10 protein-coding genes are annotated in these 12168 nt (G+C 56.6%); 2 read left to right on the top strand and 8 right to left on the bottom strand.

Annotation, left to right across the window (positions count from 1 at the left end):
• From ASILVAE211_RS25150 to ASILVAE211_RS25140, 3 genes are all read right to left on the bottom strand, one after another.
• Positions 1-2134, bottom strand: a 2134-nt coding sequence (locus ASILVAE211_RS25150) for a putative bifunctional diguanylate cyclase/phosphodiesterase (protein ID WP_227324116.1), incomplete at its 3' end; no start/stop codon positions are given.
• A 377-nt stretch (positions 2135-2511) separates the two neighbouring features.
• Positions 2512-3591: an aldo/keto reductase gene (locus tag ASILVAE211_RS25145; RefSeq protein ID WP_227324115.1), complete on the bottom strand. Its 1080-nt coding sequence runs from the start codon at positions 3589-3591 to the stop codon at positions 2512-2514.
• A 97-nt stretch (positions 3592-3688) separates the two neighbouring features.
• Positions 3689-4312 (bottom strand): hypothetical protein, encoded by a 624-nt coding sequence (locus tag ASILVAE211_RS25140; RefSeq protein WP_227324114.1) that lies wholly within the window; start codon positions 4310-4312, stop codon positions 3689-3691.
• 57 nt (positions 4313-4369) lie between these two features.
• On the opposite strand from ASILVAE211_RS25140, the gene ASILVAE211_RS25135 reads away from it, so the two are divergent.
• Positions 4370-4729, top strand: coding sequence for a hypothetical protein (locus tag ASILVAE211_RS25135; protein WP_227324113.1), 360 nt, complete (start codon positions 4370-4372; stop codon positions 4727-4729).
• A 23-nt stretch (positions 4730-4752) separates the two neighbouring features.
• Here ASILVAE211_RS25135 and ASILVAE211_RS25130 read toward each other — a convergent pair whose 3' ends face one another.
• The 5 genes from ASILVAE211_RS25130 to ASILVAE211_RS25110 form a co-directional block, all read right to left on the bottom strand.
• Positions 4753-5589, bottom strand: coding sequence for a carbohydrate ABC transporter permease (locus ASILVAE211_RS25130; RefSeq protein WP_227324112.1), 837 nt, complete (start codon positions 5587-5589; stop codon positions 4753-4755).
• Positions 5562-6455: a carbohydrate ABC transporter permease gene (locus ASILVAE211_RS25125; RefSeq protein ID WP_227324111.1), complete on the bottom strand. Its 894-nt coding sequence runs from the start codon at positions 6453-6455 to the stop codon at positions 5562-5564. The genes ASILVAE211_RS25130 and ASILVAE211_RS25125 overlap by 28 nt, the downstream gene beginning before the upstream one ends.
• Positions 6456-6517: 62 nt before the next feature.
• Entirely contained in the window at positions 6518-7825 is a 1308-nt protein-coding gene (locus tag ASILVAE211_RS25120) for an extracellular solute-binding protein (RefSeq protein WP_227324110.1), read from the bottom strand.
• A gap of 32 nt (positions 7826-7857) precedes the next feature.
• Positions 7858-9360 (bottom strand): FGGY-family carbohydrate kinase, encoded by a 1503-nt coding sequence (locus ASILVAE211_RS25115; RefSeq protein WP_227324109.1) that lies wholly within the window; start codon positions 9358-9360, stop codon positions 7858-7860.
• Positions 9360-11126: a glycerol-3-phosphate dehydrogenase/oxidase gene (locus ASILVAE211_RS25110; RefSeq protein ID WP_227324108.1), complete on the bottom strand. Its 1767-nt coding sequence runs from the start codon at positions 11124-11126 to the stop codon at positions 9360-9362. The genes ASILVAE211_RS25115 and ASILVAE211_RS25110 overlap by 1 nt, the downstream gene beginning before the upstream one ends.
• Positions 11127-11311: 185 nt before the next feature.
• Here ASILVAE211_RS25110 and ASILVAE211_RS25105 point away from each other — a divergent pair, with 185 nt between their 5' ends.
• Positions 11312-12151, top strand: a complete 840-nt coding sequence (locus tag ASILVAE211_RS25105; RefSeq protein ID WP_227324117.1) for a DeoR/GlpR family DNA-binding transcription regulator — start codon at positions 11312-11314, stop codon at positions 12149-12151.
• Positions 12152-12168: the final 17 nt, after the last annotated feature.

Here is a 12168-nt window from a genome sequence, read left to right as displayed (position 1 = left end):
TCATGGCTTGATGGGAATTCTTTAGAAATCCCTCCTTTTGACCGGCATGCGACAAGGAATTATTCTTGATCCATTCGGAAAGATGTGTGCGTTGCAGAGGACGACTAAACAAATAGCCCTGAAGATTGTCGCAGCCAAGATTAGTTAAGGTTTCTGCTTGGCCTTCCGTTTCGACTCCCTCGGCCGTGACTGCCACGCCAATGCCCATACCCATGCTCACGACGGCTTGAATAATTGTCGAGGCGTCGGCTCTTCGATCAAGATCCTGAACGAAGCTTCGATCGATCTTTATTCGCGTAAATGGCATCGTGCGCAGCAAACTCAGCGAAGAATATCCTGTACCAAAATCATCAAGGGCGACCAGGATTCCAAGGGCTCGGATTCGACTAAGCGTTGAACCAGCAGCCGCGATGTCTCTAATCATGGCCGTTTCGGTAATCTCCAACTCGAGCCTATTTGGTGGAAATCCGACCTCGATCAAAGAATCTGTAACGCTTTGCACAAAATTCGGGAGAGAAAATTGTGTTGGCGACAGATTGATAGAAACGACGATGTGATCTGGCCAATTAAGAGCTTCCCTACAGGCGGTCCTCAGAACCCAGTCTCCGATCTGAGGCATAAGCCCAATTTCTTCAGCAAAAGGGATAAAATCGGCGGGCGGCACATTTCCCCGCCTTGCGTTGTTCCACCGGAGCAATGCTTCAATACTGCTTAGACGATTCGATTTACTTGAAACGATTGGCTGATATTCGATCGAAAATTCGTTGTTATAAATCGCATACCTCAGATCGTGTTCCAGATCCTGGCGCTGCTGCATGACAAGCTCCATCCCCGGCTCGTAGAAGCGGTAATGGCCTCGCCCCGAGGCTTTCGCCCGGTACAAGGCAAGGTCAGCGTTGCGCAGCAATATGTCTGGGTCGGTCTCACCTGCAGATGCCATCGCAATCCCAATGCTAGCCCCAAGAGATATCTGAAAATCGCCGATACAGATCACCCGACTAAGTTCTCGCAACAAACGACTTGCCAATACCCGGACATCCTCCAGACTTGCATTATCAAAGAGCAAAATTGCGAATTCGTCTCCCCCTAAACGAGCTACGATGTCGCGGCGACGTAATTGAGCTTGCATTCGTTTACTCACGATCTTGAGGGCAGCGTCACCGACCGTATGCCCAAATGTGTCATTAACCGGTTTGAATCGGTCAAGATCGATATAGAGAACGGTGACCTTGCCACCAGACGCCTCTGCGATTAAAGATTCTAGCCTATTCCGAAAAGACATCCGATTAGGTAAATCAGTCAATGCATCATGATGCGCGAGATGCGATATGCGGTCCTCGATAACACGGCGCTCAGTGACGTCCTCTACAGTCGTTACCCAACTACCGTCCTCCGTTTTTGCACTGTGATTCAACACACAGGAACGACCACCCCATTTCAGCTCGGTTTGGCCGCCCTTCCCGCTAGCAGTCATGGCTCGGAATTGGCCGATCGTATGTTGCACCTCGATCTGAATTTCACCGGGTGTGAGGTCCAGAGCCGAATATAGATCATGAAGAATCTCAGCGATCCTGACCCCACGCTTTAGTCGTTCGTTGGGAAGGCCAAGCAATTCCGCCATACGGGCATTGGATAGTACCACCTGCTCTTGACCAGAAAATAGGATCAGTCCTTGAGACATATTGCCCAATGCCAGGTCCAAACTATCCTTGGTTTCGCGAAGCTCATCAGCTTTGCGTTTATGCTCAGACAGATCGCGTGTAACTTTCGCAAAGCCGATAAGCTGGCCGGATTCGCTATAGACTGACTCAATAACTACGGTTGCCCAGAAGCGGGATCCATTCTTTTTTATACGCCAACCCTGTCCCTCAAATTTCCCGTCCGACAAGGCAATCCCTAAAGCACGCTGAGGTAACCCCCCTGCGCGATCGACCGCCGTATAAAAGTTTGAGAAATTCTGTCCGACAATCTCAGCTGCGCTATAGCCTTTTGCACGCTCGGCGCCAGCATTCCAGCTGATAACAGTCCCATCAGGCGCCAACATATAAATCGCATAGTCAGTGACGCTTTGCACCAATAGTCGGAACATAGCGTCAGCGTCAGAAGAGAGGGAATAACTGGATTTATCGCGCATTTGCCCGTCTTATGGCATGCGACCTATCATTTTAAGCAAAAATCCCTGGCGCCATTTGCTTTTTGTCAGGGTGATGCGCCCATACCATAGCCAATACAGGAAACTAGATTGTTTCCTCTACTTTAGAAGTACTCACCCCCTACTTTAGATCGCTCCAGGTGAAGAGGCGTCATTCGTGCGCGTCGCAAGTGATCTGAAGACAATCCTGATCCTATGCGTCGCGCCCAAAAGTGACGCGCTTAGGTGGTCTGACGGAAGACGAGGTTGTCGCCCTAGCCATTTGCTTTCCTCACAAGTCGCGTAACTGGCATGAATACCGGTCACAAGCCAGCAGTGGACGGCAGCCTCCTTCCCCAACAGCGCTCGTTCCCTATGTTTCAAAGATTGGCCGGGTCTGGCAATGTCACGATGTGAGGTGCGAGCAGAGACAGGTCAGCTTTACTCAGGCGATCACTGGCGGTATTTCTTTGATGCCAATATGGATATTGCAGCCAGGGTAGGCTTACCTTGTCCAGTTTAATTTTTTCTTCGTCGCTCAGTTTTAACGACGCCGCCGCGAGATTGTCCTTAAACTGGGCTTCGTTACGTCCGCCTGCCACCACGGAGGTTATGCCGGGACGACCGAGCAGCCAGGCCAGCGCCACCTGGGCCGCCGATACGCCACGACCGTCAGCCACCTCAACAAGCGCATCGACGATCGTCCAAAGCCGATCCTCGTCGCGGATCGGCGGCTCGGTCCATCCGGCGAATTGGCGCGTGCCTTCGGGGGTTTTCTGATTGCGACGATGCTTGCCAGAGAGCAGGCCGCCGGCAAGCGGACTCCAGACCAGAATGCCCAAGCCTTGATCGATACTGATCGGAATGAGTTCGTTCTCGGCATCTCGCGCTTCCAGCGTGTAATGGATCTGCTGACTGACGAACCGCTGGTAGCGTTCACGTTCCGAGACGCCTAGGGCTTTCATGATGTGCCAACCTGAGAAATTGGAACAGCCGATATAGCGGATTTTGCCTTGACGGATGAGCGTGTCCAATGCCTCCATGGTCTCCTCCAGCGGGGTAAGACCATCCCATTCATGAACCTGATACAGGTCGATGACATCGGTTTTCATGCGCCGCAAACTGGCTTCGCAAGCAGCCACCAGATGCTGGCGGGACAAGCCGGCTTGGTTAGGCCCGTCGCCCATCGGGAAGCGCGCCTTGGTGGCGATCAGAACCCCCCTTTTACGCGGACCGCCGATGATCTCGCCCAGAATTTCCTCGCAAAGTCCTTGCGAATAGGCATCCGCCGTGTCGATCAGGTTGACGCCCGCATCAAGGCAGAGATCGACCAGCCGGCGCGCTTCATTTACCCCAAGATCGCCGACCGTCTGGGCCCAGCCAACGCCCCCGAAGGTCATCGTTCCCATGGTGATTGTCGAGATTTTCAGGCCGGATCGGCCAAGCTGCCGGTATTCCATGCTTTGTCTCCCCTCAAGGCGTTTTTTTACATGTATAAGCCAAGGCAGGCGGGATAGAAAACCACACCCGGCCAGTTATCCCGGCGATTTGATGCATCTAGACCGAAGCGGCTGATTTCAGCACATCCTCTGTCACCGTCAGATCCGTCTCCAAGCTGCGTGCCGGCACAATGCCGCGGGCGCTAAGTTTATCGTGGTAGGCCCGGACCGCGTCTTTCGGGGTGACGCGCTGTTCCACCACGTCCCGCATCAGACCGATGAGGGTAAGAGGATCTTCGGCAAGATTGATTTTGCGCCCGAACAGCGCAAGACGCGCGCCATAGCGTTCTGCCTGCCAGATCAGTTCAAAGGTGTCGCGGGTTGTCCCTGCCCCCCCGCCCAGCACGCCGACGACAAGTTCCGAATCAAAGGACGCCAGTTCTTCAAGCGCGGCCGGCCCGTTATAGACGATCTTTAGAAATTCTGGTCTTTCCGCACGGGTCAACCCGGCCAACGACCGCAGGATCGCATCGTTCATGAACTGGCCTAAAGCGTCCGGCGTCAGGCCCGTCTCGATATTCGGATTGAAGACTTCGTAGAAATACTTGAAACCGCAAGCCGCCGCATCGCGCCGGAATTCGGCAAAAGCGTCCAGGCTTTGCATGTCAAAGCCAAGATCATTGTTGAAGGTAATGGAATAAAGCCCAAGCTCCGTGCCCTTGCCTGACGTGAGCGCGGCCATCTGGCGCTTCACCGATGCCGAACGGAAAGGGTGAGACGCGGTGTTTCGGTAGCCACTATGGCGTATCGCGCCCCAGCAATCCGTGGTGTCATTCGCGCGAATGGCAGGCTTGACCCCTGTTCCGGCGAAGGCGTCGGCTTCCTGCAACAATTCAAGATTGGAAGCCGAGACCAGCATGATATCCACATTATCCTGCCGGATGATATCGCCGATATGCGTGATGAATCTCTGCCGCGAGCGACGTTGCGGCACTTTGCCGGCTTGGTAATCCAGACCCGTCGCCAGGATGCCGCCGCTCATGTCGCCGTCCTTGGCGTCGGCGATCATGAAGTCGGCGGGTCGATATTGTCCTTGCCGGATGCGGGCGATTTTGCTGTCAAAACGGTGTGTCAAAAACCTGCTCCAAATCACGTGTGAACCCGACCGCCAGGAAGAGGCGGTCAGAGAATGTCCTTCGCCTTAAAGAACCGATTAAGAAAATTCATCAGCATGACGATGAAAATCAGCGGCGGTACACATAAAAGCATCGCGGAGGCGTTGATGACGCCCCACGGCACTTCCATGCCGAGCGTGCTAAAGCTGGAGGCCACCACCGGCAGAGTGACGTTTTTGGCTGTCAGCACCAGGGCGATCAGCAACTCATTCCAGACGATAACGAAGGTGAACAGCAGGCCGCCGACCAGAGACGGCAGGGCATAGGGCAAAGCCACGCGCAGAAAAACGCGCAACGGCGAACAGCCGTCCAACTCCGCCGCTTCCTGTATTTCGGCGGGCACGCCTTCAAAGCCAGGGATCGACATCCAGATGATCGTCGAGATCGTAATCAGACTATAGGTCAGCACCAAGGAAAGACGGGTGTCGTTAATGCCTAAATTCATATACAGCGCCATGAAAGGAATGGCGACCGCGACAGGCGGCATGAAACGGATGGACAGAACGAAGAACTGATATTCTTCCTTGATGCGTCCTTTCATGCGCGACACCGCATAGGCCGCCGGCCAGCCGAACAGAACGCCGATTATGACCGCCGACCCGACGATGACCACACTATTGGTCAGGCCCAATTGCACCGCTGGCGTATTCAAGACCGTGGCGAAGTTGGCAAGAGTCGGCTTGAAAATCAGAATAGGGACCGGTGACACGATATCGCGCAGGTTCTTGAGCGAGCTGAGAAACGCCCAAATGACCGGAAAAAGAGCCACGAACAGTAAGGGGGCGGCAATCGCAACCGAGGCAGCCGTGCGAATTTTCACCGCCATTTGCGCGTCTTCTTCCAAGTCAGAGAGAAGATGATGGTTGTCGTCAACATAAGCAGCACGCTCATTGCAGCGGCATAGGAGATGCGGCCGGAAATGCCGATACCTGCCTGATAGGCATAGAGATCGAGCGTTTCCGTGGCGACACCGGGGCCACCCGTCGTCATCGTATAGATCAGGTCGAAGGAGCGTAGGCTTTCGACAGCCTTGACGAAGAGCATGGTGATCAGGGTGCCGCGCAGCGCCGGCAGGTTGACGAAAAGATGCAACTGCCAAACACGCGCGCCATCGAGATGCGCGGCCTCCATAGGCGATTTGGGCAAGGTCTGCATTGCCTTGACGAGGATGACGGCAAAAAACAGCCCCCATTGCCAAACATCGACCATGGCGATCGCATAAAGCGCTGTCGAAGGGCTATCCAGGAAGGCGATCGGTTGCAGTCCCAGCAGATGGAAAGGATAGTTGATGACCCCCATCAGCGGCGACAGCATGAAGCGCCAAATCAGTCCGGCTGCGATACGCGGCAGCAGAATGGGCAAAAGCAACCCTAGGCAGACGAAATTCAGCGTGCGGCCTCGCACTTTCTCGAACAGAAGAATGCCCAGTATCAGGGCCACGACCATCGCGCCCAGGACAGTGATCAATTCCCAGATACCCGTGATTTCCAGCGCATTCCAAAAACGGTAGTCGCGCCATAGCCGATAAAAATTTGCGAAGCCCACCCAATGCGAGTGGGCTCGCTCCAGCGAGCGGTTTTGAAAAGCCAGCCACAAGGCACCGAAGGTCGGGGGCAGGGCGAGCAGAGCCAGAACCACGAAGGCGGGACTGGCCATCCAGAAGGCAAATCGCCGCATCTGGCGCGTGCGGGACGCGGTGGCAGATTTCACCCCTTCCCGCGCTATGACGGTTGCCGGCATTGTCTTGTTTAACACACCTGCCCCCATCTCGGTCAGTCGCTCACAACATCTTCGAGGTCTGATGCCGTATTTTGTAGGGCCTGCTTCACGTTTTTCTGCTGGCCGGTAAAAATGCTTTCAAGTGTTAGACCCAGTTCATCGCCGAAGCGCGGCCAGTTGGGATTGTTCCAGATCAGCAGCCGGGTGCGAGGTGCGGTGGCCAGCAAGGCCGTGACGTAGTCAGGATTGACTTTCGCACGATAGGCTTGGCTGTCGATCGTGCTGGTACGGGCCAGATCGCCCAGGATGCCGGCCTGAACACGGCCCATTTCGTTTTCCCGGCTCGTCGCCCAGATCAGGAACTGAGAGGCGATCAGCTTCGAGCAGGGGGTTGGATTGCCCTTCGCGGAAATGGCAAGACCGTGCGCGAAACCGGCGGACGGCAAAGGCTCGGGCGGCGGTGCATAGCCGACCTTGCCGGCCACGCGCGACTTGGTAGGGTCCTCAACCCAGGGGCCAAAGACATCGCTTTCGATCATCATCGCAACCTGGCCGGATCGGAAGCCTTCGATCACTTCGCTCCAGGCATAAGTCGCGCCACCTGGCGGCGAGTACTTCATCAATTCCAGATAGGTATCGGTCGCCTTCACGCCGGCCGCCGAATCAAAATCGGGTTTGCCGTCCGCCACCCATTGCCCGCCATCGGCAATAAAAAAGGGCTGCCAGCGCCATACATTCATGCCGGAACCGCGCTTGCCGCGCAGCGCCGTGCCATAGACGCCGTGGCTCGGATCATTGAGCAGCGCGACATCCTTGACATAGTCTTCGACGGTCGTGGGCGGGTTCAGGTGATGCGCGGCCAGAATATCCTTCCGATACATCATCAGATCGCCGCCGCCCTGATAGGGCGCAAAATACGGCTTGCCGTCATAGGTCGCGACCGCCCGGCGGCCCGCCAGGAAGTCATCCCAGTCAAAGGCCTTCCACTGCTCCGGGGTCATCGCCTGCTGCAATGGCAAAATCCAGCCGTTGGAGGCAAATTCAGCGACATTCGCTTCGTCTACGGCGTAGATCTGGTAAGCGCCGGTACCCTGCGAGGCATCCAGGCGCGATTTGGCGCGCCGGTCATTCTCGCCGAAATTGGAGAAGCTGAGCTTGGTGCCCCACTTCTTCTCGAATTCGCTGCTCACGCTGTTCATGTATTGAATGCTTGTCGTGGGCTCCGACAGAATATTGAGCGTCGGAACCTTGCCCACGCAGGCGCTGACATCGGCATCAGACGCGAAGGCCGGCGACGCCATGAAGGCGACGGCGGTCGCAATCATCGTCAGGCTTGTGCCGCTTTTTATTAAGTTTTTCATTAAGCTCTTCCTCCCCATTATTTTTGCTTGTTTTAAGACGCCCACCAGGGCGCCAAGGCCTCCTGAAGCTTCTGAAACCGTGTAAAACGATATTCAAAATGATCCAGAAATTCTGCACGAGGCTCGAACCGCTTCTCGGGCCTGGTCATGGCAGCAACCGCCGATGCCAAGGATGGAAAGCGGCCACAAGCGATGGCTGCGACGATGGCACAACCAAGCGCGCCTTCCTCGGACCCCGCGCTGGTTTCCACTGGCATAGCCAGAACATCGGCGATGATCTGGCTCCAGACCGGGCTTTTAGCGGCAGCACCCGAGAGTTTGGCAAGACTGAGCCGGTTGGTTGTCAGCCGCTCGATCTCGGCCCGACTCTGGCGATGGATAAAGGCTGCGGATTGGTAGACGGCCGTCATGAGGTCGTGGCGGCTTGTCATGCCGGTCACACCCATAAAGCCTGCCTGCGGCCGGCCGGCCTGACCATTGATTTGTGGAAGATAGATCGGCCCTGCCCGCTCCGGCCTGGCCTGGGCCAATTGACGTTCAATCTCCGGCCAATCCGGCTGCGCCTGCCCGAAGACCTCCCCTAGCAGCCAGCTGACATTGCCGACGCCCGTTGGGCTGCCTGCGGAAATCAGCGTTGCACGATCACCATGACAGCGCGACTGCATCAGCGGCTGTTCCACACTGCGGAACGTATCGACGATGACCATGCCGAGATTCCACGTGCCACTGGCGATCGCGAAATGGTTAGGATCGATACTGCCCATGGCGAAGGTCACGGCTTCAAGATCCATCGTGCCAACCGCCACGGGCGTGCCGACGCGCAGGCCGGTGGCCGCGGCGCAGTCTGGCGTTACCGTGCCGGCGATATCGAAGCTGTTTTGAATGGGCGGGAGCTTTGCCGCCCAAGGGCCAAGCTCAAGTGCCAGGAGCGACGCCTCATCCCAGCTTTGGGTTCCTCGCACGACCAAGCCAGCCCCCGTGGCATCGAAAAGATCGGTGCCGAGCGTATTGGTCAGGCGAAACCGGATGTAGTCCTTGCAGAACAGAACATGCGCCGTGCGGTCGCGGGCGTCAGGTTCGTGCTGATCGAGCCAATGCATCAGCAACGCCGGTTCCGAGCCGCCGAAACGCTGTCCGCGTCTTTGCGTAATCGCGCGGGCAGCAGAATGCTGGGCCATCTCGTCCAGCAAAGCATCGCCGCGCGTATCCGAGGAGACGATGCCGGGGCGCACCTGGCGCAGGGTCCGATCCAGGAGATAGAGACCATTGCCGTGACCGACGCAGGCGATGGCGGCAATGCGATGCGCGCCACCCGGCACCCGATCAATAACTTGGCGGATTGCGGTGCAGACGGCCGTCCAGATGCCTTCCAGATCGCGCTCATTGCGTCCCGGGGCTGTACTGACGGTGCCAAGTGGAAAGCGGCCGCAGGCAATCTCCTGTCCGCGATCGGAAAAGACGGCTGCCTTGACCACGGATCCGCCAACATCGATGCCGAGGAAGAGATTGGCGGCAAGGGTCGCCATGCCGGTCATCAAGCCTGACCTGAGAGAGTGGCCGTCTCGCCCGCACCGACAAGGCTGTAGACGGCATTGCGGCCAGTGAAATAGGCCAGGGCGGGCACCACGATACCGTCGATCACCGCAGGCGACGGATCCTGCACGCCGCTCTCCTCCAGGATGATCCGGGCCAATTGCCGCAGCAAAGGCAAGCTCAACGCACCTTCCAGCGCCAGGGTCGTGCGGCGCGTCACCACATCCAGCACGCTGACGGCCATTTCCCGCTGCAAAAGATAGCGGATTTCGCCCTCGCTGTAGTCCGTAGCGCCCAACAGAGGCGCCTCCCCGCCCGCCTGGCAGCAAAACGGCGCAACGATCCGCGCCGTCGTGCCATAGCGCTCGAACAGAACACGCATCCGACCGGTTTCCATACCAGCCGCCCGCGCCTCCCGCTCAATCCAGGCCTGCGGTTCGCCCGGGCCGCGCGGATAATCTCGGCCGCCACCGATCGGCAAGGCCGCGGTGGATCGCGTGCGATGCCGTTTCAACTCAGCCAGCACGCGGTCTGCTGTCTGCTCGGAAAAGGCTCGGAAGGTGGTCCATTTTCCACCGATAAGCGACAAGATGGGAAAAGGCCGGTCCGTCGTCGGATCGTGCCGTTTGAAAGAATGATCACGGCTAATATTGACGGTGGCGCCAGCCGGTGCTTGCGGCAATGGCCGGACCCCCACGAAAGCGTATTTTACTTCGTCACGCTTAACCTCAATCTTTGGAAAGACAATGCGGATTTTATCGAGAAAATACGCAATTTCCTCGTTTGAACATGTTGCGTCATCGGCGTGCGCGACACGGATGTCGCTGGTGCCAAGCATGACGAGGCCGAAAGCCTCGTAGGCGACGCACATGCGTCCGTCGCCATCGTCAAAGGAGAAGGCGCGCCCGCCCATAGCTTGGCGGAGCGTCTCATTTTCGACCATGACATGGGATCCCTTGGTGCCGCCGATCAGATGATCCCGCTGACCCATCAGGCTGTTCACATCGTCGATCCAGGCGCCACCCGCATTGACAACGATCTTCGGGTGAACCGTAAACTCGGTTCCCTCACAGTCATCACGCAATAGAACGCGACCGCCGCGGAAACCGCAGAGTGCAACGTGATTGATTGCAAGAGACGCTGGATTGGCAGCAAGCCCTGCCTCAATAAGTTCAAAGGCGAGACGCTCGGTATGCGTGATACGGGCATCGTAATAGGATGAAATACCGGCAATGCTGGGATTGATATCCGGCAGGATCGCCAGGGCACTGCGCCGGCCATCGACGCGGTGAAAGGGCAGCGAGCGTTGCTTGCGGCCAAGCCAGTCATAGATCACCAGCCCTGTCTTCACCAGCGCGACGCCGCGCGTCGGCATCGACCTAGCCTTGCCAAACAGCTTGCCCACGGAAGCAAGCACCCCGCCAAAACGAGAGAAGGACGGGATCGTTATTAAAAGTGGTTTGACGTAATGTGGTGCATTTTGGAGCAATCGATTTCGCTCCAAAGTCGCTTCCGCCACGAGGCGCAGCTGCCCTGTTTCCAAGTAACGAAGTCCGCCATGCGCGATGCGGCTGGATGCATTGGTCGCGCCTGCACCGAAATCCTCCCGGTCGACAATCAGGCACGTCACCCCATTGAGGCATAAGTCTCTGAAAGAACCGGCACCGTTGATGCCAGCACCGACAATGAGCACGTCGACATTGTGTATTGCGCCCAATCTTTCAAGAGCGTCACGGCGGTTTGGGGTATTGACCTTATGGCGAGTCATCAAAAGCTGAACCGGTTCCCTGAAGCGTCGTCGCCGACGCCAATCCTTATTATGAGGTAAAGAATGGCGTCATAAAATTTCAGAGTCAATCATATTTATTCATTTTATTCCAAAGTTCGCCATTGACAGGTTTGGCCTATCGCGCCACCAACGGTCATCCGGGCCTTGGGGGGCGCGGTCGGACAATGGGAGGAAGCGCTGTGGCAGATCACCGCGCGAAGCGTGTCGAAACATTGCCGGCCCAAAGGCGCGCACAAGTGCTGGATTTTGTGCGGGAACGGGGGGCTGCCACCATGCGGGAGCTTGCAGACGGGCTTCACGCGTCACTCTCCACCATCCGGCGGGACCTGGAGCTGCTTGTCGAGGACGGGTATCTTGAAAAAACGCATGGTGGCGTTCTTTTACGTCAGAACGAGCCAACCACTTTTGATACCGACTCCAGTCTTAACGCGCATCTAGCCTGGCGTCAGAAACAGGCAATCGGAGCGATTGCGGCACTGAGAGTCTCGGCAGGAGACAGCATCCTGTGCGACAGCAGCACAACGGTGTCGGAGGTTATGCGGCACGTCGTCGCCCGTGGGATTGGCGTAACTGTGGTGACAAACAGTTTGGAAATTGCGTCGATCTGCGCACCCTTCCCTTATATAAAGCTTATCCTTCCGGGTGGAACCTTGCGGTCCGGCACAGCGTCGCTCTTTGGTTCGCCCGGCAGCGAATTCCTCAGCACACTCCATGTCGATCTTTGCTTTTTAGGAATTCATTCGATCACGGGAAATCTTTTGACGGAAACCTCCGTTGAAGGAGCGGATGCAAAAAAGATCATGCTCAAGTCAAGCCGCTGCGCTATCCTTGTCGCTGACAGTACAAAATTTCGTCTCCCGTCCTTCTGCACCGTCGGCGATATCGCAGAGCTTGATGAAATCATTACTGATAGCGCTGTAACGTCAGAGAATCGCCAGATTTGTCAGCAATCCGACGTGACGCTGACTATCGCCGATATAACAAAAGAAAATCCTGCTAATTAGACTGTGGCGCTGCTTGG

This window comes from Acidisoma silvae, from assembly GCF_020618775.1.
Classification (GTDB): Bacteria; Pseudomonadota; Alphaproteobacteria; order Acetobacterales; family Acetobacteraceae; genus Acidisoma; species Acidisoma silvae.
This window is presented reverse-complemented; position numbering and strand designations above follow the sequence as displayed.

Coding starts and splice junctions, on each gene's coding strand:
- ASILVAE211_RS25145 (WP_227324115.1), bottom strand. CDS start 3,591: ATGGAATACCGGCAGCTTGGCCGATCCGGCCTGAAAATCTCGACAATC.
- ASILVAE211_RS25140 (WP_227324114.1), bottom strand. CDS start 4,312: ATGGCCGCGCTCACGTCAGGCAAGGGCACGGAGCTTGGGCTTTATTCC.
- ASILVAE211_RS25135 (WP_227324113.1), top strand. CDS start 4,370: ATGGCGTATCGCGCCCCAGCAATCCGTGGTGTCATTCGCGCGAATGGC.
- ASILVAE211_RS25120 (WP_227324110.1), bottom strand. CDS start 7,825: ATGAAAAACTTAATAAAAAGCGGCACAAGCCTGACGATGATTGCGACC.
- ASILVAE211_RS25115 (WP_227324109.1), bottom strand. CDS start 9,360: ATGACCGGCATGGCGACCCTTGCCGCCAATCTCTTCCTCGGCATCGAT.
- ASILVAE211_RS25110 (WP_227324108.1), bottom strand. CDS start 11,126: ATGACTCGCCATAAGGTCAATACCCCAAACCGCCGTGACGCTCTTGAA.
- ASILVAE211_RS25105 (WP_227324117.1), top strand. CDS start 11,312: ATGGGAGGAAGCGCTGTGGCAGATCACCGCGCGAAGCGTGTCGAAACA.